The organism is Pseudomonas sp. CBC3, from assembly GCF_037967085.1.
In the GTDB taxonomy this organism is placed as follows: Bacteria; Pseudomonadota; Gammaproteobacteria; order Pseudomonadales; family Pseudomonadaceae; genus Stutzerimonas.
This window is the reverse complement of sequence record NZ_JBANEO010000003.1, coordinates 891,871-913,794: the sequence shown is the minus strand read 5'-3', so window position 1 is coordinate 913,794 and position 21,924 is coordinate 891,871. Positions and strand designations below refer to the sequence as shown.

20 protein-coding genes are annotated in these 21,924 nt (G+C 58.9%); 14 read left to right on the top strand and 6 right to left on the bottom strand.

Going from position 1 to position 21,924, the window contains the following annotated elements; all coding sequences use genetic code 11:
- The 11 genes from V6943_RS16795 to tal all read left to right on the top strand — a co-directional run.
- A partial coding sequence (locus V6943_RS16795) for a WecB/TagA/CpsF family glycosyltransferase (RefSeq protein ID WP_340554689.1) occupies positions 1-731 on the top strand: 731 nt, incomplete at its 5' end.
- Between the two features lie 156 nt (positions 732-887).
- The gene (gene gmd / locus V6943_RS16790) at positions 888-1,919 is read left to right on the top strand and encodes a GDP-mannose 4,6-dehydratase (protein ID WP_131650433.1); all 1,032 of its coding nucleotides are present in this window, start codon (positions 888-890) and stop codon (positions 1,917-1,919) included.
- Positions 1,920-2,220: 301 nt separating this feature from the next.
- Positions 2,221-3,135, top strand: a complete 915-nt coding sequence (locus tag V6943_RS16785) for a GDP-mannose 4,6-dehydratase (RefSeq protein WP_131650432.1) — start codon at positions 2,221-2,223, stop codon at positions 3,133-3,135.
- A gap of 542 nt (positions 3,136-3,677) precedes the next feature.
- Positions 3,678-4,766: a polysaccharide biosynthesis/export family protein gene (locus V6943_RS16780; RefSeq protein WP_131650431.1), complete on the top strand. Its 1,089-nt coding sequence runs from the start codon at positions 3,678-3,680 to the stop codon at positions 4,764-4,766.
- Positions 4,767-4,961: 195 nt separating this feature from the next.
- Positions 4,962-7,118, top strand: coding sequence for a TonB-dependent siderophore receptor (locus V6943_RS16775; RefSeq protein WP_340554686.1), 2,157 nt, complete (start codon positions 4,962-4,964; stop codon positions 7,116-7,118).
- Between the two features lie 25 nt (positions 7,119-7,143).
- The gene (locus V6943_RS16770) at positions 7,144-7,440 is read left to right on the top strand and encodes a DUF3649 domain-containing protein (protein WP_340554684.1); all 297 of its coding nucleotides are present in this window, start codon (positions 7,144-7,146) and stop codon (positions 7,438-7,440) included.
- Positions 7,437-8,969 (top strand): PepSY-associated TM helix domain-containing protein, encoded by a 1,533-nt coding sequence (locus tag V6943_RS16765; RefSeq protein ID WP_340554682.1) that lies wholly within the window; start codon positions 7,437-7,439, stop codon positions 8,967-8,969. The genes V6943_RS16770 and V6943_RS16765 overlap by 4 nt, the downstream gene beginning before the upstream one ends.
- A complete protein-coding gene (locus tag V6943_RS16760) occupies positions 8,966-9,295 on the top strand; it encodes a DUF3325 domain-containing protein (protein ID WP_131650428.1) in 330 nt (109 codons plus the stop codon). The genes V6943_RS16765 and V6943_RS16760 overlap by 4 nt, the downstream gene beginning before the upstream one ends.
- Before the next feature lie 190 nt (positions 9,296-9,485).
- On the top strand, positions 9,486-10,529 hold the full coding sequence (locus tag V6943_RS16755) for a hypothetical protein (protein WP_340554680.1): 1,044 nt from the start codon (positions 9,486-9,488) through the stop codon (positions 10,527-10,529).
- A 286-nt stretch (positions 10,530-10,815) separates the two neighbouring features.
- A complete protein-coding gene (gene dusA, locus V6943_RS16750) occupies positions 10,816-11,820 on the top strand; it encodes a tRNA dihydrouridine(20/20a) synthase DusA (RefSeq protein WP_340554678.1) in 1,005 nt (334 codons plus the stop codon).
- A 124-nt stretch (positions 11,821-11,944) separates the two neighbouring features.
- Positions 11,945-12,871, top strand: a complete 927-nt coding sequence (gene tal / locus V6943_RS16745; RefSeq protein ID WP_181101350.1) for a transaldolase — start codon at positions 11,945-11,947, stop codon at positions 12,869-12,871.
- A 1-nt stretch (position 12,872) separates the two neighbouring features.
- On the opposite strand, the gene rssC is transcribed toward tal, so the two are convergent.
- Together rssC and rssB are read right to left on the bottom strand one after the other, a co-directional pair.
- Entirely contained in the window at positions 12,873-13,355 is a 483-nt protein-coding gene (rssC, locus tag V6943_RS16740) for an anti-sigma factor antagonist RssC (protein ID WP_340554676.1), read from the bottom strand.
- A complete protein-coding gene (gene rssB / locus V6943_RS16735; RefSeq protein ID WP_340554674.1) occupies positions 13,352-14,539 on the bottom strand; it encodes a two-component system response regulator RssB in 1,188 nt (395 codons plus the stop codon). Before rssB ends, rssC begins: the two co-directional genes overlap by 4 nt.
- 205 nt (positions 14,540-14,744) lie before the next feature.
- Between rssB and V6943_RS16730 the strand changes: the two genes are divergently transcribed.
- Complete coding sequence (locus V6943_RS16730) at positions 14,745-15,044, top strand: PilZ domain-containing protein (RefSeq protein ID WP_131650422.1); 300 nt, start codon at positions 14,745-14,747, stop codon at positions 15,042-15,044.
- Positions 15,045-15,116: 72 nt separating this feature from the next.
- Here the strand turns inward: V6943_RS16730 and V6943_RS16725 are convergent, their stop codons facing one another.
- Complete coding sequence (locus V6943_RS16725) at positions 15,117-15,818, bottom strand: MlaA family lipoprotein (RefSeq protein ID WP_181101346.1); 702 nt, start codon at positions 15,816-15,818, stop codon at positions 15,117-15,119.
- 210 nt (positions 15,819-16,028) lie between these two features.
- Between V6943_RS16725 and V6943_RS16720 the strand changes: the two genes are divergently transcribed.
- Positions 16,029-16,295, top strand: a complete 267-nt coding sequence (locus tag V6943_RS16720; protein WP_131650420.1) for a DUF4404 family protein — start codon at positions 16,029-16,031, stop codon at positions 16,293-16,295.
- A gap of 63 nt (positions 16,296-16,358) precedes the next feature.
- On the opposite strand, the gene queF is transcribed toward V6943_RS16720, so the two are convergent.
- The 3 genes from queF to V6943_RS16705 form a co-directional block, all read right to left on the bottom strand.
- Positions 16,359-17,189, bottom strand: coding sequence for an NADPH-dependent 7-cyano-7-deazaguanine reductase QueF (queF, locus tag V6943_RS16715; protein WP_131650419.1), 831 nt, complete (start codon positions 17,187-17,189; stop codon positions 16,359-16,361).
- A gap of 104 nt (positions 17,190-17,293) precedes the next feature.
- A complete protein-coding gene (locus V6943_RS16710; RefSeq protein WP_181101343.1) occupies positions 17,294-18,073 on the bottom strand; it encodes an ABC transporter permease in 780 nt (259 codons plus the stop codon).
- A complete protein-coding gene (locus V6943_RS16705) occupies positions 18,070-19,002 on the bottom strand; it encodes an ABC transporter ATP-binding protein (protein WP_131650417.1) in 933 nt (310 codons plus the stop codon). Before V6943_RS16705 ends, V6943_RS16710 begins: the two co-directional genes overlap by 4 nt.
- Before the next feature lie 374 nt (positions 19,003-19,376).
- Here V6943_RS16705 and V6943_RS16700 point away from each other — a divergent pair, with 374 nt between their 5' ends.
- A complete protein-coding gene (locus tag V6943_RS16700; RefSeq protein ID WP_340554670.1) occupies positions 19,377-21,824 on the top strand; it encodes an acyl-CoA dehydrogenase in 2,448 nt (815 codons plus the stop codon).
- Positions 21,825-21,924: the final 100 nt, after the last annotated feature.

Genomic DNA, 21,924 nt, shown 5'->3' with positions numbered 1-21,924 from the left:
ACTTCTATTCCGGCAATAAGAAAGCTTTATTGTCCTGCATCCGCGAGGGCATCAAGCAGCCCTATTCGTTTGTGGTAACGCCGAACGTTGACCACCTCGTTCAGTTGGAGCATGACGCAGAGCTACGGGATGCTTACGCCAAGGCACGCTGGAGGCTTTGTGATAGTCGCATTCTCCTATCGCTGCTCGACCGCCTGGGCGTACACCTCGACGAAGCCATTCCTGGCAGCGACCTGACGCTGGATCTGCTCAAGTGGGCAGACAAGGATCGCCTGCGCGTGGTTCTGATCGGCTCGCTGCAATCCGAAGCCGACAAACTTCGAGCGATTTATCCCGGCATCGAGCTTTATCACTACAACCCGCCGATGGGCTTCATCAAAAAACCGGAAGAAGTGCAGCGTTGCCTGCAGTTCGTGCGTGAAAACTCATCGGACCTGGTTCTCTATGCGGTCGGTACGCCTCGCGGCGAGGTCCTGGCCGCGGCGACTCAATCGCATGAGCGTTCAGGCATGGGCTTTTGTATTGGCGCCTCCATTTCGTTCGCCACAGGCACCATCAAGCGAGCTCCTAAATGGATGCGTGAGTACAAACTCGAATGGCTCCATCGCATGTGTTTGGAGCCTCGCCGGCTGGCCAAGCGCTATTTGATCGACGCGATGTATATCGTGCCTGCTTATTTACGTGAGAAAAATTCCAGACAAAAAGGCAGTCCTGCGAAACAGCAGTCTTGATTGAGCTTGGCGTTGGACTATTTCGGTCACGGTGACTGTTAAGGCAACCGGAAACAGGCCTATCTAATAACGCTTCGCTACTTTCCCAGCGCTATGCGACAGGCAGAGCGAAGCGAAGCGAATGCACTTTAAACCTAACCTCATACAGGGAAGACAATGAAAGCGATTATCACCGGTATCACAGGGCAAGACGGCGCCTATCTGGCAGAGCTTCTGCTGGAAAAAGGCTATACCGTATACGGCACATTTCGCCGCACCAGCTCGGTGAACTTCTGGCGAATCGAAGAGTTGGGCATCGACAAGCACCCTAATCTGCATCTCGTCGAATACGACCTTACCGACCTGTCCTCCAGCATTCGGCTGCTGGAGAGCACTGGCGCAACCGAGGTCTACAACCTCGCAGCACAGAGCTTCGTCGGTGTGTCCTTCGAGCAGCCGTTGACGACACTGGACATCACCGGCGCAGGCGCAGTGAACCTGCTGGAAGCGATTCGTATCGTTAATCCGAAGATTCGTTATTACCAGGCGTCGACTTCCGAAATGTTCGGTAAGGTCCAGGCCATTCCCCAAGCGGAAACGACCCCGTTCTACCCCCGTAGTCCCTATGGTGTTGCCAAGCTTTATGCACATTGGATGACCATCAACTACCGGGAGTCGTACGGCATTTTTGGCTGCAGCGGCATCCTGTTCAATCATGAGTCGCCTCTACGGGGCCGTGAATTCGTGACGCGGAAAATCACCGACTCGGTGGCCAAGATCAAACTCGGCCAGCTGGATGTCCTCGAACTGGGCAACATCGACGCGAAACGTGATTGGGGCTATGCCAAAGAATATGTCGAGGGTATGTGGCGCATGCTGCAGGCCGACGAGCCAGACGTTTTCGTCCTGGCAACCAACCGCACCGAAACCGTACGCGACTTCGTGACGCTGGCTTTCAAGGCAGTGGACGTCGAACTTCAGTGGGAAGGTGCCGGCGAGCAAGAACAGGCGATCGACATGGCGACCGGCAAAGTTGTCATGCGGGTGAATCCGAAGTTCTATCGTCCTGCGGAAGTGGACCTGCTGATCGGCGATCCTCAGAAGGCCAAGGATGTACTGGGTTGGGAGCCCAAAACTTCGCTGGAGCAACTGTGCCGCATGATGGTCGACGCTGACATGCGCCGCAATCAGCAAGGCTTTTCATTCTGAAGTGATTCGACCCGGTTGACGGGAAGCTATGTCGGAAGCCGTAAGCGGCAATACGAGAATGTTCGGTCCGGCAAACTGCACAGGGGCAACCGAGCTGCCCCGTGCATTCACTTCCCAACCAGCCACCCGTCAATACAGGCGGCATATAAATCGATTGTGGTTCTTACCGAGCAACCACCCGCACAGCACAGTTCGACAGCAGTCGTGTGGTCACTCGATCAACCGTAATCGGGACGCAACATCCCACCTCTATACAGGGATAAAGCGCTCCGCAGAACTTGGAATTCATCCCGGAAAGATCATGCGCAAAGTGCTGATTACGGGCGTCACCGGTTTTACCGGCCGCTATATGGCAGAAGAGCTCGCAGCCCAGGGCTACGAGGTCCACGGCCTCAGCTATCGCCAACCCGTGGGCGAGCTGCCTACGGCTGTTTCAGCCATCCACTGCTGCTCGCTGAACGATGACGAGACGCTGCGAACATTGCTGATGGAGATACGCCCGACCTACGTCGTGCATCTGGCAGCAGTCTCTTTCGTCGCGCATACCGATGCGGACGCAATCTACAACGCCAATCTGCTCGGCACTCGTCACTTACTCGAAGCGCTGCGCACCTCAGCAACGAATCTTGAAGGCGTACTCCTTGCCAGCAGTGCCAATGTCTACGGAAACGCTACCGAGGGTGTTCTGCCCGAATCCGCCCCCTTTGCTCCAGCCAATGATTACGCGGTGAGCAAGGCAGCGATGGAGTTCCTCGCCGGGCTCTATCGCGGTCGTTTGCCGTTGATTATCAGCCGGCCATTCAATTACACCGGAGTCGGCCAGGCTGAACAATTTCTCATCCCAAAAATAGTCGCGCACATACGTCGCCGAGCCGAGGTCATCGAACTGGGCAACCTGGATATCGCGCGCGATTTCTGTGATGTTCGCCAGGTCGTACAAGCCTATCGGCGACTGCTCGAAACGCCTGCCGCGATTGGCGAAACCGTCAATATCTGCTCAGGTTCTGCGTATACGCTTCAATATGTTCTGGAACAGGCGGCGGCCATCTCCGGTCACCTCTTGGACGTTAGAGTCAATCCAGCCTTCGTACGTAGTGCTGACGTGAAGAACCTGTTCGGCAGCAGAGCCAAACTGGACTCACTTATCGGCGATCTGCCCCAGCTTGAATTAAAAGACACGCTACGCTGGATGATCGAATACCCCACTGCGGATTAATACCTGCTGCAAAACACAGAGAAACACCTGCCAGCTACGCTAGTGCTCGACGCCTACTGAACGACGCAGGTGCGATTCATAACCGCCATTGGCACCGATATGCATACGCACAGAATCAGCAGCAGCTCTGTCAATTGATGATGGGCCTGTTCTAGACAGGTTCCAATGCAGTGCGCTACGCCTCTCTTTTTGTCAGCGCTTCATTTATGCGCATTGTCTTGAACCCCGCGTAAACGGAGCGGTCTATGGCTACTGTGAGCGGCAAAGCGTCTATTTTCTCGGCCTGATGATGCGCTAGCGGTTAAGCGGAACCTATCACTGGCTCATCCGAAAAGTCTCACTTTGGAGTCGAGGAATTACACCAAGAGCTTTGCGGTAACGACACCGAGAGAAGCTGTTATTGAATTCGTTGTTATGCATTTTTCGAGGAAATCACCGCCGACAAATGGCAGACGAATCAATTTTCGCTCGCTCCTTAAGCAAAAAGTGAATCCCGCAGTTTCACTTCGTAAAAACAACTATTCCGTCAAGGATGAAGAACCATGAAACCATTATTTGCTCTCGCTTTCTCTTCCGTGCTGGCGCTCCAAGGATGTGTGTTTTCGCCCGGCCAATACCTTGATCCAGATGAGTTCAAGGATGGCGCAAAATCGGAAGACGGTACGGTACAGCTCATTCGCATCACGCCTGACATTCTCAAGGGCGAACTGTCTTCCGACAGGGGCACGTCCAGCAAGCAAGAGCTGCTCGACTTCAAACCCGAGGCATATCGCATCGGCGCCAACGACCTTCTCTACATCACCGTATGGGATCACCCTGAACTGACCGCGCCGTCCGGCCCGCAGCAGCAGCTCGATGCCAACGGTCGCCTGGTTCGTCCGGATGGCACTCTCTTCTACCCTTACATTGGCAACGTCAATGCTGCGGGCCGCACCATCGAAGAACTGCGGTCCGAAATCGCACGCCGCCTCGCCAATTACATTGACAGCCCACAGGTCGACGTCAGCCTGCTGCGCTATGGCAGCCAGCGCATCGTGCTCTCGGGCGCATTCAACACCGCCGGTGAAGTTCCGGTCACCACCGCGCCGATGACCATCGTCCAGGCGATCGGCCAGGCGAGCGTCGACACCGAGAACGCAGATCTGTCCAGCCTGATGCTCAAGCGCGACGGCCGTGAGTACCTGCTGAACCTCGACGACCTGAACCGCCCGGATTCTTGGTTGCATCAGGTCTATCTGAAGGACGGCGACCAGCTGCACCTGCCTTACAACGATCAGAAGAAGATTTACGTGTTGGGTGAAGTTACTCAACCGCAGGCTCTCAGCTTCAAGACAACGAGCTACAACCTGATGGATGCCATCGGTACTGCTGGCGGTATCCGTCAGGAAACCGCAGACGGCGAAGCGGTATATGTCATCCGCGGCGCGGAAAACATCGCCACCGAGCAAGCCAAGGTCTTCCAGCTGAACGCCGAATCGCCAACCGCCTTTGCCTTGGCCAGGAGCTTCCCGCTCCAGCCACAGGACGTGGTATTCGTCGGTCCGGCCGGTATCACTCGTTGGAACCGCTTCATCACCCAGCTGCTGGGATCAGCATCGGTCGTTGGGACTGGCGCAGCGTTCAACCGTTAATGACGTGACAAACACCAGGCTGGCAACAGCCTGAGCACAAACCGCAGTCAGCCCGTTGGGCGGCTGCGGTTTTTTATTTCCCCCATTTTCAGTCTCCGCAGATCGACGTTCATTATTCGTAGCCTGAAGGGTTACAAATGCAACGTATTCGCATTAACATCCGCATCTCAATAATAAATGCAATTGGAGATGCTCATGTCACGCCGCCCTGCCCTGCGTCCTCTCTTCGTGGCGTTGCGCACCGCCGGTCTAGTCCTGCCGGTCGTCTCCCTCAGCCCCGTTGCTTTGGCTCAATCAATGGATAGCGCCCCGGCAACAGACGCATCGGCGTTCGAGCTGCCGGCGCAGGAGGTTGTCTCCAGCGAGGCCGAACGCGCTGACGGACCGGTCGAGGGCTATGTTGCGACACGTTCGGCGACAGGTACCAAGACTGACACACCGCTGCTTCTGGTCCCGCAATCGATCAGTGTGATCACCGCCGATCGTATACAAGACCAAGGGGCGCAGACGCTGCAGGACGCATTGCGATACGTCTCTGGCGTACGCGGCGAAGCCTTTGGACTGGACGCTCGCGGCGACTCGTCCAAGATTCGTGGCAGCACTCCGGTGCTCTATCTCGATGGTCTGCAACAGACCTTCGGCAGCTACACCAATACCCGCACAGACCCATTCACCCTCGAACGCATCGAAGTGCTGAAGGGCCCGTCGTCGATGCTGTACGGACAAAGCCCCGTTGGCGGCCTGATCAACATGGTGAGCAAACGGCCGCGCGACGAGCAGCGTACAGAACTACAGCTTCAATACGGCAGCTACGACCGCAAACAAATCGCCATCGACAGCACCGGCCCGCTGAACGAGGAAGGCACACTCCTGTATCGAGTCGTGGCGATCGCGCGTGATAGCGACTCGCAGGTCGATTACGTGGAAGACGATCGGCTGCTGCTGATGCCTTCGATTACCTGGCGCCCCACCGCCGACATCGAATGGACGTTGCTGGCGAACATACAGCGGGACGACAGCGGCTCCACCTCGCAGTTTCTCCCACACCGCGGCACCGTTCTCGATGCGCCTTACGGACACTACGACACCGATCTGTTCGTCAGCGAGCCGGGATTTGACGAATACGATACCGAACAGATGGCGCTCACATCACAGCTAAGCTGGCGACTGAACGAAACCTGGACGCTGCGACAGAACCTGCGCTACCAGGAAAGCGAAGTCAGCTACCAGCAGATCTATGGCTGGCCACCGGTGCTCAACGCCGATAACCGAACCCTCGATCGCATCTACCACGTAGCCAAACCCGAAGTTGACGTCTGGGTCGCCGATCACAATGCCCAGGCCTTGTTCGACACCGGTCCGGTGCAGCACACGCTGTTGATTGGCGGCGACTACCAACACGCCACCACCAACCGTAAACAAGCCGGCGGCGCGACCACAGCGCTGGATCTTTACGATCCGGTCTACGGCACCTTCGATCCCTCCGTTATCGATCTCACCGCCGACCCCGAGCAGACGGTCGCGCAACAAGGCCTTTATCTGCAGGATCAGCTCAAGTACGAACGCTGGATGCTGACGTTGGGGCTGCGCAAGGACTGGGTCGACAACCGCACCGAAGGCGGTACACGGCAGAAGGACGATGCCGTCACCGGACGGGTTGGACTCACCTATCTCTTCGAAAACGGAATCGCGCCGTACATCAGCTACAGCGAATCCTTCCAACCAATCGTTGGCCTGAACACCTCGACCGGCGAGCCCTACAAGCCGCTGGAAGGAGAACAGTGGGAGTTGGGGATCAAATATCAGCCAGTCGATAGCAACAGTCTGTACACCGCCGCGGTGTTCGATCTGCGCGAACAGAACCGGCAGATGCCCGATCCGAACGATCCATCGAATACGGTCCAGACAGGCGAAACGCGCACGCAGGGCCTCGAGCTGGAGGCGATGGTAGCCGTCCGCCCTGACTGGGATCTGATTGCGACCTACACCCATCTCAACACCGAAGTACTCAAGGGAACACCGCGCGAGGAAGGCGCTCGCCTGGCAACGATCCCGGAAGACATGGCCTCGCTCTGGTCCCAGCATCGTTTCGAACTCTTTGGCGTTCCCGGCTTCAGCGCAGGCGCCGGTGTGCGCTACGTCGGGGCGAGCTGGGATGGCACCGACACGCTGAAAACGCCATCCACAACCCTGTTCGACGCCATGCTCGGCTACCGCTATCAGGACTGGGCGTTCACGGTCAACGCTACCAACCTGGAAGACGAAACCTATTACACCAGCTGCCTGTCGCGCGGTGACTGCTTCCTCGGCAGTCGCCGGACGGTGGTCGGCACAGTCAGCTACAGCTTCTGATGGACGGATATCGGAGTCAGCACAAATGACTACACTCGCATCGTCCCGCCTCGCCAATCTGGCCGGGCGCATTTCCGCCGCGCTTTTCGGTGGCTATGCGTTAGCCTATGGTTTCACGGCATTTTTCTCTGTGTATCTGCCGTTACCGCGTCCTGACCGGGTCGTGACGGCCAGCTTGGTCTGCTTCGCCGTCTGGGTCGCAGCGGTCATCTACGCCTTCGCCGCTCGTAGCGCCCTCACCGCCTGGTTGCTGATCGCCGTGCTGGCCGCTCTCTTGCTCCTCGGCGCGTACCTACCCGTCGAGTGGAGGACCCGGCCATGATGCTTCGTCAATCCATGGCCGGGCTGCACACCTGGGGCGGGCTGCTGCCCAGTTGGTTGCTGTTCGTAATCATCTTCGCCGGCACGCTGGCCTGTTTCGACAAGGAGCTTGAACGCTGGATGCGGCCAGCCCTGCATACGCCTGCAGCAACCGCGATGACCGCCACTGACGTCGGCAACTGGGTGCAAGCAAACGTGCAGGCACCTCTGCATGCCTATTGGCTGCACGGCCCGACCGAACGCGAGCCATACTGGCGGCTGGGTTGGGAAGAAGATGAATCCGGGACCCGCGGTCGCGTAGCGTTCGATCCTCGCACCGGGCGGCCCATGCCCGAAACAGTCGGAGGCGAGTTTTTCTTCACACTGCATTACAACCTGCACGCCGGAACGATCGGCATGTACATCGTTGGCCTGGCCGGCATGTTCATGCTGGTGGCTCTGGTGTCGGGCATCATCGTGCATCGCAGGATATTCAAGGACTTTTTCACCCTGCGTCCACAAGCGAACGGCCAACGCGCCTGGCTCGACGCGCATAACCTGTTCGGTGTCATCGGCCTGCCTTTCCATCTGATATTGGCGTACACCGGTGTGGCGGTGTTCGTTGCATCCTACATGCCCGCCGGGGCGATGGTGGCGTACGGAGGCGACCCTCTCGCCTTTTACGAAGAGGTGCAGGGCGGCTATCACCGCAACGAACTGAACCAGCCACCGGGTCAGTTCGCCCCGCTAGAGACGCTGCTGGCCGACGCCCGCGAGCGTTGGGATGGCGCAGAGATCGGTTGGATCATCGTCGAGCATCCGTCCGATGCATCCGCCGTGGTCAGCGTGCGTCGCTTCGATCCATCGCGCATCGGCTCGCCACAGGACGCCCTGAGTTACGACGCATTCACCGGCGAGCTTCTTCATCAGCAGCAGGCTCCGGTCGGCTATCGCGCCTACATATGGCTGGTGGGACTGCACATGGCGCAATTCGGCGGGCATATTGTGCGGCTGTTATACGGCCTGCTCGGGCTGGCCGGCTGCGCCATGCTGATTGCCGGCACTGGAGTATGGCTACGCAAGCGCGAGGGGCGGCAGATTCGAGGTATCGAAATCGTGCGCGCGCTCAACGGCGCGGTGTTCTTTGGCATGCCTATCGCCTCGCTCGCATTGCTGTGGGCGAATCGTCTTCTACCCGACACATTGGCTGAGCGTGGCGCTGCCGAGGCCTGGTGCTTCTCCCTGGCCTGGCTGGCCGTCGCGGTGTTCGCCTACCTGAGTCGTCGGCAACCGCTCGGACTGTCTCGCCGGCTATCCGCCTTGCTGGCAATACTCGCGCTGGGCCTGCCGCTGCTTAACGGCCTGACGACACCGGAGGGGCATCTTCTGGCAAGCCTCGCGCGCGGGGATCTGATGCTGGCGGGTATCGATGCAGTGTTGTTACTGGTCGGCAGCCTATGTGCCTGGTACTCGCTTAGCAGTCCACAAACGAAGAAATCGGCACGCGAGGAGACACGCCCGGCTACTCGGCAACAGGAGTTAGCTCCATGATCCTGCTCGCATTCGCACTGGCCTACCTGGCCATGCTGGCACTCTGCCTGGCAATGGCTCGACACCATCGAGCGGTGTACAACACCGCGCCGACACCCAGACGACAGCGCTGGCTGCGTGCCACAGCGTCCGGGCTGTTACTCGGCGCAGCTCTGCTGAATACCGCATCGTCAGGATTAGCGATTGGCTTGGTGATTGCGCTGACACAGCTGATGCTTGCCGGCCTGGTGGTCAGCCTGACGCTCGCATGGCGTCAGCGGTGGGCCGCGCCACTCGGCGCCCTGCTCGGTGTGATTGGAATGTTGTCAGCGATCAGCGGCGGCTAGCGGAATCCAACGAGACATGGGAGTGCCGGTTGAACCGATGCGACATAAAGCCTTCAGCCCGGGTACTAATCCTGGGCTGAAGGCATTTTGACCCCTTCGATCTATACCGGCAGATAAACGAACCGACAACAATCTCATTGCTTCGCCTGTGATGTACGGAGCCAATCCATCATGAACAGGAGAGATTCCAGTGACTCGTATGACTCCTCTCGCAGCAGCATTGCTGCTGGCGGCAAGCGGCAGCGTCATAGCCAGCGAACACATCGCCGAAATAAGCCAGACCGGCATCAACAATGTCGCGGAGCAGCAACAGAGCGGCGGGCTGCAACGCTCTTACATCACGCAAAACGGTACCGAGAACAGCGCACTAACCGAGCAGACCGGTATCAACGACCAAGAAAGCGAGGCGAGCATCGACCAGGTGGGCTCGCTGAATTCGGCCACTGTCTATCAGATCCATGGCGACCGGTCGGGCATGGCCAGCATCGAGATCCATCAAACAGGCGTCTCAAACAGCGCTCAGGTGGAGCAACGTGAATACCTCGGCGAGTTGTCATCGACCGCGACGGTTCACCAAGAGGGCACCGGCAATCGTCTCGACGCAACGCAGACTTGGGTGGGCAACCAGCTCGACGCGGTGTCGGTGGGGCAGGACAACGTCATCCATGTGGACCAATCAGGCTTTAGCACGGCGGACCTGCAACAGCGGGGAAGCGATAACCTGGTGCAACTACAACAAGTAAGCTTCGGCATTGGCGGTGGTTTTGCCGTGGTCGATCAGGACGGTACCGCCAACCAAGCAGACATCTATCAGGTTTCCGGTCGCTACCCTGCCGGAGACGTTTTCCTACAGCAAATCGGCGATGCCAACATTGCGGAGATCTCTTCCGGCGATGGTTACAGCGTCCTGGATTATCGCCAGCAAGGCGTTGGAAACGAGCTATCTGCGTCCTTCGGCGGACAGGGCTCAAGCATTACTGGCTATTCGGAGGGCGACTATAACTTTGTCGATATTGCCCAAGTGGGCGACGACAACAGCATTGAGATTGCCCAACTTGGCTCTGACAACCGGATCGAAGCCTACCAAGGGTTCCATGCTCACGACGCGTTGATCAACCAGACGGGGCACGGGAACCAAGCGTCCCTTTGGCAGGATACGCTGACGTATACCACCAACTCCGCCAGCATTATCCAGAACGGAAATGGCAACATCGCCAACGTCACTCAGCGATAGGCACATCCCAACGGCGAGCCGATCCTGCCCGTGCGCCACGGACGCGCATGGGCAGGGCCTGCAGAGCGAGATTTCTTGAGGCCTGCCAGGTCGCTCATTTACTCGGACACTTCCCGCGCCTAAGCCGCCCTTGCGCGCAGCTCTCCTGATAAACTTGCGCGCATTCCAAGCGGCTTATCTGGCCGCCTCATCAGCTTTTTGAGCTGAAATAGCCTCTGGTACATCACGTTCCTAGACGCTAAAAATTGCCCAGTCATCAAGTACCTATTCAACACTCCGGAACCCGATGGAAAACCGTCCTGCCCCGATAACCACGCCCCGCTCGCCATCACGCCGCTTCTCCGTCGCGCCCATGATGGATTGGACCGATCACCATTGCCGGTACTTTCTGCGTCAACTTTCCCGACACGCCCTGCTCTACACCGAAATGGTTACGACCGGTGCGCTGATCAATGGCGATGCGGGGCGTTTCCTTCGTCATGACGAAGCGGAATATCCCCTTGCGTTGCAACTCGGCGGCAGCGTGCCGGCGGAGCTGGCAGCGTGCGCAAAGATGGCCGAAGCGGCGGGCTACGACGAGGTAAATCTCAACGTCGGCTGCCCCAGTGATCGCGTGCAGAACAACATGATCGGTGCCTGCCTGATGGGCCATCCGGCGCTGGTGGTCGATTGCATGAAAGCGATGCGGGACGCCGTCGGCATCGACGTGACAGTCAAACATCGAATCGGCATCAACGGGCGCGACAGCTACGCCGAGCTCTGCGACTTCGTCGGTCAGGTTCGCGAAGCGGGTTGCCGCAGTTTTACTGTGCACGCGCGCATTGCCATTCTCGAGGGGCTGTCGCCCAAAGAAAATCGCGAGGTTCCACCCTTGCGTTACGACATTGCCGCGCAGCTCAAAGACGATTTTCCAGACTTGGAAATCATCCTCAACGGCGGCATCAAGACGCTGGACGAATGCGAGGCGCATCTCCAACGCTTCGATGGTGTGATGCTTGGACGCGAGGCCTATCACAATCCGTATTTGCTCGCTCAGGTGGACGCCCGGCTGTTCGGCAGTCATGACCCGGTCATCAGCCGCGCCGAGGCACTAGCGCGGATGCGACCTTATATCCAGCGGCACCTCGAAGCTGGCGGCTCGATGCATCACATCACGCGCCATGTTTTGGGGCTGGGTCTGGGCTTTCCAGGTGCGCGACGTTTCCGTCAGTTGTTATCGGTCGATATCCATAAGACGAAGGAGCCGTTGATCCTTCTCGATCAGGCGATCGGCCTGCTCGAAGGACGTTGATATAGTCTTGCGGAACACGCGGGACCATTTTCAATCCAAGTGCTGTCCGCCCGGACCATCCACTCGTCAAGTGGCTCGGTGGCCTCGGGTTCAGTCATGTCAACTCAGAGGATAGAGCGCCCCCATGACATCCAAGCTGGAACAACTCAAGCAGTTCACCACCGTCGTCGCCGACACCGGCGATCTCGATGCCATCGCCCGCTTGCAGCCGGTCGATGCCACCACTAATCCTTCGCTGTTGCTCAAGGCCGCCGCCCTGCCCCGTTACGCGGAACATCTGCAGGCCGCCATGTCCCGTTGTGGCGGTGACATCGGGCTAGGCTGCGATCTATTCGCCGTCGCGGTTGGCCAGGAAGTGCTCAAGCTGATCCCCGGGCGGATTTCCACTGAGGTCGATGCGCGGCTTTCGTTCGATACCCAGGCGATGGTGCAGCGCGGCGAACGCCTGATCGGCCTGTACGAACAAGCAGGTATCGCGCGGGACCGCGTGCTGGTCAAACTGGCCTCCACTTGGGAAGGCATCCGCGCCGCCGAGCAATTGGAAAAATCCGGCATCCAGACCAATCTGACGCTGCTGTTCTCCTTCACCCAAGCGGTCGCCTGCGCCGAAGCCGGCGTGTTCCTCATTTCGCCGTTCGTGGGCCGGATCTACGACTGGTACAAGAAACATGAAGGTCGTGATTACACAGGCAGCGAAGATCCAGGCGTGCTGTCGGTCAGCCGGATCTATGACTACTACAAGACCCACGGCTACGACACGGTGGTGATGGGAGCGAGCTTCCGCAATACGGGGCAGATCGAAGCCCTGGCGGGCTGTGACCGTCTGACGATAAGTCCCGAGCTGCTCAGCCAGCTGGCACAGGAAGAAGGTTCGCTAGAACGTAAGTTGTCGCCAGGCCGCGCATCTGAGCCGCGCGTCACACTGGATGAGAGCAGTTTCCGCTGGGGTTTGAACGAAGACCCGATGGCGACCGAAAAGCTGGCCGAAGGCATCCGCCAGTTCGCTCGTGATCAGGAGAAACTCGAGGCTCTGCTGGAAGCTAAGCGCTAGATCAGGAGCGCTCGAGTGCCGTCACGAGGTCACGAAAGGCCTCGCGATTGGAGTCATTGAGGCTCATCAAAATACGGTGGGCCTCGAGCACTTTGTCCTTCACCACGTCTTCCGACTGATCCTGGCTAGGCAGGTCGGCAAGCTGCTCTGGCGATGGCAGCGGCTGATCGACGATATTGAATACCTGATCGAAGCCCATCGACTGCAACAGACGCGTGATATCAGCGTGCGTCGTAACCAGCGTAGGCAACATGCCGATCTTCTGGCTGGACAGAATTGACAGCTTGGCCAGCAGCCCCAATGTCGTGCTGTCGATGCTGCGGCTTTCGGTGAGGTCGATGACGATCGCCGAGAAATTCAGCGACGAGAAGATTTTTTCGATCGTAGCGTCCAATGCCGAGCAAAGCGTCAGTCGGATTTCGCCGACGAATTTGAGAACGAACGTGCCGTCCTGCTCGGCGAACTGGATCTTACCAGTGCTCATGCAAGGTTCCTGCTCAATACCAGCAACGCGATGTCATCGGGCATATCCTCGAGATCGGCCAGGCCGAGCACTCGCTGGAGACCATCCAGCCTACCCCCGGCTTCGGAAATCAGTCCGGGCAAGCCTGCTTCCTTTTCTTTGAGCGTGTCACCAGGCAAAAGGTCCAGAATGCCATCGGAAAGCAGCGTGAGGCTGAATGCCTCGGGCAACTCGATTTCATAATTATCGTAGGTCGCTTCGACGAACAGGCCAACCGGCAAGCCCCGTCCCTCCAGATAGCTCGCAATGCCGCCGGTATAGAGCACCGGCATCGGCAGGTGCCCGCCGATGCTGTAGTGCAGCACGTTGCGCTCCTGATCGATCACGCCGCCCAGCATGGTGACATGCTTGCCGAGCTTGCAATTGATCAGCCCACGGTTGATGTGATCGAGCACTTCGGACGGTTTGAACGCGCGCGGCGCTCCCCTTCCCCGTCGAGACTCGTACAGCAATCGCGTCGTCATGAATTTCAGCAGCGCCGTGACGAATGCCGAAGAGGCGCCATGGCCGGACACGTCGGCCAGATAGAAGCCGATGCGATGCTCGTCCACGCGGAAGTAATCGACGAAATCCCCGGACAGATAGAGGGAAGGGATGATCTGATGGGCGAAATGGAAGTCATCGATGCTGTAGGGCGTGACAGGCAGCATGTTCATCTGCACCTGACGCCCGGCATCCTGATCTTCCTGCAATAAATGCAGACTGGCTTGCAGGTCGCGGTTGGCGGTTTCCAACTGCTCACGGTAGCGCCGGTTCTCCATGCGCAACCGTGATCGATCAAGTGCTCGACGCACCGAGTGCTCGAGCATCGCCAAGTCTTCAAGGGGCTTGATCAGGTAATCGGCCGCACCCAGACGCAGGGCTTCAACGGCATCGCTCATCACGCCGGCGCCAGACACTACGATGACTGGCAGATCGGCCTGGCGTTCGCTGATCTGGCGGATCAGCTCCAGACCGTCCATCTGCGGCATGCGCAGATCGCAAATCACCAGATCAGGCTGTTCGGCCTCGAACAGTTCCATGCCTTGCGGCCCGTTAGGCGCCTGCAGGACTTTGAAACCACTGTCATCCAGATAGGCGGCCAAACTGGCTCGTACCACATCGTCGTCATCTATGATCAGCAGCGTCGCGCTTGGGTTGTGCATGTTCCTACCAGGCGGTATCGCCAGGATGATTGGCGAAAGCATCGGCCCCCGCACGAACGCTGGGGCAAGGGATCTTTTCAAGGCGCAGACGGTACTCCCATACGATCCGCGTTTCAAGCCAGGCGCCGCCGCCCCGCCTGTGCTTTACAGGCTTAATTAACGGGCGTTATAAGAACTGACGCAACCAAAACTCAGAGGACGAAAAATGAGCCAGAGTGATCGGGACTACAGCGAAAAACGCGACTTCATCCGCATGCAAATAGAGACGGCGATCACCCTTATCCATAACGGCCAGCGCTACGACGCGATCTGCATGGACCTTTCGAGCACAGGTATGCAGGTGCTGGCCGCGACGAGCCTGCAAATGGGCGACAAGGTACGGGTGAATATCCCCTCGGAGCACGATCAGCTGGAGGGACTGGAGGCGGACACCGAAGTGGTACGAGTTGGCACGCATGAAGATGGACGGCAGAGCCTTGGCTTGGCCATCCTGTCGATGAGCTAAAAGGCACTCGGCGCTGAACAGCGCCGGGGGTCTGCGAACGCCACGTCATCCCCGTGGCGTCGCCGACAGCCATCAGAAGTCGTCTTCGACCTGCCCGTCCTGTGTGCGGAACTCGCGGTTCTGCAGATAGGCATTGCGAACGAAGATGTACTTATCACCGGTGATCATCTTCTCGGCCGAGAGCAGACCGGCGCGCAGGTCGACCACATTCACCGCTCGCGTCACGTTGCGGGTCGGTACATGGTCCATGTGGGGATAAGGCTGCAGGAAGGCATCAGGCACACGCCCTGCCGCGTCGCGCACGGTGCTCGGCCCGAGCAGCGGCAATACGACATAAGGTCCACTGCCAAGTCCCCAGGCACCCAGAGTCTGGCCGAAATCTTCGTCGTTCTTCTGCAGGCCCATGCGGGTCGCCACATCGAAGAAGCCCAGCACGCCAAAGGTGGTATTGAACAGGATGCGGCTCGTGTCGATGCCGGCATCGTGAACCTTGCCCTGCAGCAGATCGTTAGTCAGCACCACGACATCGCCCAGGTTGCTGAACACGTTACCTATGCCGTCTTCGAGGAAATTAGGCGTGACTTTCTGGTAACCCTGCGCGAGCGGTTTGAGCGTGTAGGTATCGAGCTTGTCGTTGAAGTTGAACACCACCCTGTTCACGCCTTCCCAGGGATCCTCCTCGGCGGCCTGCAACGAAGACGCGCCAAATATCGTCAGCGCTGCGACGAGCGTGACCCTGACATATCCGATCCAATCCTTGCCGATCATTTGCATCGCGGCCTTCCCCTTATCCCGAATGGTGGCGTGCCCAACAAAGCGCAACAGTATAAATCCATTCTGGAGATTGCGGCAGCGAACAGACATGCGGCTGCGAGCGAACTTCGCTGCACGACTCGCCCTCCAAGGAGGACAAGCCCGGGCCGCTGGCTTACTCCATCTTCACCGAGCTGGCGAATTCGTAGTCTGAAATAAGAGGGAAGCAATATGCCGGAACATGATCTGCAGTCGCAGCTAGCAGAGTTGCGTAGTCAGCTGGCCCAGGACACGCCGCTGACCGAAGAGGAGCGCGCATCGCTACAGGCCATTGCACAGGACATCGAGCTTCGCCTGGCGAACCAGGGCGTAGTCGATCAGCACGATTCGCTGGTCGATGGCGTCAACCTCGCGGTAGAACGTTTCGAGGTCAGCCATCCCAATACCGCCATGACGCTGCGCAACATCATGCAGACGCTGGCGAACATGGGCATATGAAGAGCGAAAGCCGATAAAGCGGCTGGAGGCTGGACGAAAACGCCTCCGGCCCGCCGGCTGCACTCACTGTCTGACGAGACGCCCGTTGTTTACGGTGACGGCCTCGGTACTGCGATACGGATTGATGTCCAGCCCGCCGCGACGCACGTAACGCGCGTATACCGTCAGCCACTCCGGCTTCAGCAACCGCTGCAAATCGAGGAAGATGCGCTCCACGCACTGTTCGTGGAAGTCGGCGTGCTGACGGAAGCTCACCAGATAAGTCAGTAGACTGCCGTGATCCAGCGCAGCACCACGGTACTCGACCACCACCGTGCCCCAATCCGGCTGGCCGGTAACGGGGCAGTTGGATTTGAGCAAATGGCTATAGACGCATTCTTCGACCTGACGACTCGGGTCACAATTCAGCAGATCCGCGCGCGGGGAATCGTAGTGCTCGATGGCCACGTCCAGCTCATCGATGCAGCGTCCCGCCAGTGGTGCAATGCCTTCCCCGGTAACTTCGTCCAGCGTTCGTAGGCGAACACCGACCGGCTTGCCCGCTGCGGCCGACAAATCTTTGACCATGACCTCAACCAGCTCTTCGCGGCTTTCGAACACCGACTGGTTCAGCGAATTCAGATAGAGCTTGAACGACTTGGATTCGATGATGTTCGGCGAATCCGCCGGGATGCTGAACTCGCCGATGGCCACCACCGGCTTGCCGGACGGCAGCAGCCAGGACAGCTCGTAGCAGTTCCAGATGTCCACGCCTCGATAAGGAAGAGTGTCGACCGTCAGCCCCAGCTCGGCCCACTTCGGCGCGCGCGGGATCGGAAACAGTTGCTCGGGACTGTAGGTCGCGACATAGGCGCTGGTTTTACCCAGCGGTGAGAGTTCGGCGGGGTGTTGCATGGCGGGAACCTGTACGAAAAATGACCGCAAGTGTATCGGTTCCCGCCGTGTTTATCATCGCCAAAAACGCCTGCCGTCCTACCGCATGGCTGGCACTCAACGGCTCACTGGCGCATTCCGCGGCCACTTTTGAGCAACCGGATGCACCATAGATACATCAGCACCGCCGCCACCGCCATGAAGCTGATGGCAATCCCGATTTGGATATCAGAAACCCCAAGGATGCCGTAACGGAACGCATTGACCATGTGCAGGATAGGGTTGGCCAGCGACAACGTCTGCCAGAAAGGCGACAGCAAGGTGATCGAATAGAACACGCCACCCAGGTAGGTCAGCGGCGTCAGCACGAAGGTCGGAATGATCGAAATATCATCGAAATTTCGCGCAAACACCGCATTGATGAAGCCGCCCAGCGCGAAGATCGTCGAGGTCAGGGTGATGACCAGCAGCGTGACGCCTAGGTGATGAACCTGCAGATCGGTAAAGAACATCGACAGCACGGTGACAATCAGCGCAACGGCCAGGCCCCGCGTGATGCCGCCCAGCGCGAAACCGATGAGAATCACGTGTGGCGAAACCGGCGAGACCAGTAGTTCTTCGATGGAGCGCTGGAATTTACTGCTGAAAAAGCTCGAGACCACGTTGCTGTAGGAGTTGGTGATCACCGACATCATGATCAGCCCCGGCACAATGTACTCCATGTAGCTGAAGCCGCCCATCTCGCCGATTCGCGCGCCGATCAGGTTTCCGAAGATGACGAAGTACAGCACCATGGTGATCGCCGGCGGCAGCAGGGTTTGCGGCCAGATGCGCGTGTAGCGGCGGATTTCACGATGGACGATGGTTTGCAGCGCAACCAGATTGGGCCTAAATTCCGCGTTCATTTGGCCACCTTGGGCAGATTGTTCTCCACCATCGAAACGAACAGCTCTTCCAGCCGGTTGGTCTTGTTGCGTAGGCTCAGCACCTCGATACCTTGCGCTGCCAGCAGACGAAACAGGTCGGTAATGCCTTGGCTCTTTTCCACCTGCACTTCGAGCGTGTGGTGATCGACCAGCCTCGCCGGGTAGTTGCCCAGCTCCGGCGGCACCAGCTGCGATTCCTTCAGATCGAGCAGGAAGGTTTCAACATGCAGCTGCTTGAGCAGCTCGCGCATGCTGGTGTTCTTGACGATCTGCCCATGGTCGATGATGCCGATGTTACGGCACAGCTGCTCAGCCTCTTCCAGATAGTGAGTGGTGAGGATGATGGTGATGCCTTCACGATTCAGTTCGGTGAGAAACGACCACATCGAACGACGCAGCTCGATGTCCACGCCAGCCGTGGGCTCGTCGAGAATCAACAGGCGCGGGCGATGGATCAGCGCGCGAGCGATCATCAGCCGTCGTTTCATGCCGCCGGAGAGCATCCGCGAGGACACGTCACGCTTGTCCCACAAACCCAACTGGTTCAAGTACTGCTCGGCGCGCTCCTTGGCGACCTTGGCCGGGATGCCGTAGTACCCGGCTTGCGTGACGAGAATATCGAAGGCCTTCTCGAACTGGTTGAAGTTGAACTCCTGCGGCACCACACCCAGACAACGCTTGAGCCTGGCGGGGTCGCGATCCAGATCATGGCCGAACACATTGACCGTGCCGCCTGTCTTGTTCACCAGCGTGGAGAGGATGCCGATGGTGGTGGATTTGCCAGCCCCGTTGGGCCCCAGCAACGCGAAGAAGTCGCCTTCGGCCACGTCCAGATCGATGCCCTTAAGGGCCTCGAATCCGTTTCCGTAAACCTTGGTCAACTGCCGAATGGACAGAGCGGTACTCATATGAACATGCACGCAAAGCAAGAGATTCAAACTAGATAAGGGCGCGGTGAGGCAATTGCAACGCCATCGCGTGGCTTTGCCCCAACCGGCCGACGCTGTATCTCCGATGAGGAACGCAGCCGCAATGCCCTACGCCGCTGGGACGCGGGCTCCGACGCTGGAGCATGGGCACGTGAAGACGCAAACCGCTATTCCCTAGAAGTCAGCCAGCTTGGTGCGAAACACGTCGTGACTGCGCTACCAAGTCATGCTCGAACTCACCATCCCCGGTCCGGTCATTACTTGAAACCAAACGCATCAACCGTCGCTGATCTCGATTCGCTTCCAACGCCTATGCTCAAGTAGGACGCCCTTCGCTCAACAAAGGAAAACTCATGACCCTGCTCTGGCTGCTCGTGTTACTGCTCGGCATCGCCGTGATCGCCCATCTACGGGTTTCGCCCGTGCCCGCGCTGGCCATCGTGGCCGCGTACTTGATGTTCATGGGAGTCGCCGACGAAACGCCGGCCTGGCTGATGGTCATCCTCTGGCTCCTGCTCATTGCCGTCGCGGTGCCGCTCCTGGTTACCGATCTGCGCATCAAGCATTTCAGCGGGCCGATGTTCGACTGGTTCAAGAAAGTCCTGCCACCCATCTCCGACACCGAACGCGATGCCATCGACGCCGGCAGCGTCTGGTGGGATGGCGAGTTGTTCAGCGGCCGGCCGAACTGGGACACCCTGCTCGGCTATCCCAAAGCCACACTCACCGACCAAGAACAGGCATTCATCGATGGTCCCACCGAAGCGCTCTGCGCCATGGTCGACGACTGGGATGTCGGCCAGCGTCTGGATCTGCCGCAAGAAGCATGGGACTACATCAAGGCCGAAGGTTTCTTCGCCCTGATCATTCCCAAGGAATACGGCGGCAAAGGCTTCTCGGCCTATGCGCACTCGCAGATCGTGATGAAGCTGGCCACTCGCAGCGGCGACCTCGCAAGCACCGTAATGGTGCCCAACTCGCTCGGACCGGCCGAACTGCTGATGCACTACGGCACCGATGAACAGCGCAACCATTACCTGCCGCGTCTGGCCAACGGCACGGACATCCCCTGCTTCGCCCTGACCGGCCCCTACGCCGGCTCCGACGCGGGTGCGATGAACGACAGCGGCGTGATCTGCAAAGGTCAGTGGCAAGGCGAAGAAGTCATCGGGCTGCGCCTGAACTGGGAGAAGCGCTACATCACCCTCGGTCCGGTCGCGACGCTGCTGGGTGTTGCCTTCAAAACCTATGACCCCGAACACCTGCTGGGCGATGAAGGAGAACTCGGCATCAGCCTGGCCCTGATTCCCACCGACACCGCCGGCGTCGAGATCGGCCGTCGCCACCTACCGCTGGGCGCCGCGTTCATGAACGGGCCGAACTGGGGCAGGGACGTATTCGTTCCGCTGGAAGCCATCATTGGCGGGCGCGACATGATCGGCAAAGGCTGGATGATGCTGATGAATTGCCTGTCCGTTGGCCGTTCCATCTCGCTGCCAGCCACCGGTGTCAGCGCCGCCAAGGCCTGTAGCTATGTCAGCGGCCGCTATGCGCAGATCCGCGAGCAATTCAACGTGCCGCTGGCCGCATTCGAAGGCATTCAGGAACCGCTGGCCCGCATCGGCGGTAACGCCTGGCTGATGGACAGCGCACGAATCCTGACGGCCAATGCGGTGGATCTGGGCGAAAAACCGTCGGTGCTCTCGGCCATCCTCAAATATCACCTGACCGAACGCGGCCGCGAATGCGTCACCGACGCCATGGATATTCACGGCGGCAAAGGCATCATCATGGGCCCGAACAACTACCTGGGCCGCTTGTGGTTATCCGCGCCGATCTCCATCACCGTTGAAGGCGCGAACATCCTGTCGCGCAACCTGATGATCTTCGGCCAAGGCGCGATCCGCTGCCATCCGTTCGTATTGCGCGAGATGGAACTGGTCCATGAGCCGGACCGCGATGCCGCGGTGAAGAAGTTCGACAAACTGCTGATGCAGCACATCGGCTTCGCCGTCAGCAATACCGCCAGTACTCTGGTGCTCGGGCTGACTTTCGGCCTGTTCGGTAAAGCGCCAGGCAACGACCTCACCCGCCCCTATTTTCGCGCACTGAACCGTATCGCAGCGGCATTCGCCATGCTGGCCGATGTGTCGATGATGCTGCTGGGTGGCGAATTGAAGCGCCGCGAACGCCTGTCGGCCCGGCTCGGCGATGTGCTCAGCCATCTGTATCTGGCATCAGCCGCGCTCAAGCGTTATCACGATCTGGGCCATCCGGTGGAACAGGCGCCGCTGCTGCGATGGGCTTTGGATGATTGTCTATGCAAAGCCGAGGAAGCATTGGCCGGCACATTGGCCAACTTCCCCAACCGGCTGCTTGGCGGCGTGCTGCAGGTGCTGGTGTTCCCCTTCGGTACTCGTCACCGGGGGCCGTCAGATGAACTCGATGCGGAAGTTGCCGCCATCCTCGGACGGCCGGAAGGCGACGCGGCGCTGGAGCAGATTCTTGAAGGCGTTTATCGCCCGCTCGGCAGCGAGGAAGCCTTCGGCGCGCTGCGCGCTGCGTTCGACACGCTGGCCGCCACGCAACCGTTGCAGAAGAAGCTGCACAAAGCGCTCAAGAATGGAGAGTTCAAACCGACCGCGGCGCAAGACCCCATCACTGCGGCTGTGACAGCGGGCGTGTTCGATGAGGGCGAAGCTGCGCAACTGCGCAGCGCCGAAGCCGCCCGACGTAAAGTCATCGACGTGGACGACTTCGCCAAAGAGGCGCTTGAGCTACAGCCAGGCCGGATTCGCTAGCTGTTCGGCCCACCTCGGCAACGCCAAACGCTTCGCGCCGAGGCGGGTCTTTCTCATCGAGGTTGAACGTACGCAGCGTGGGCACGGCACAGTCAGCTAC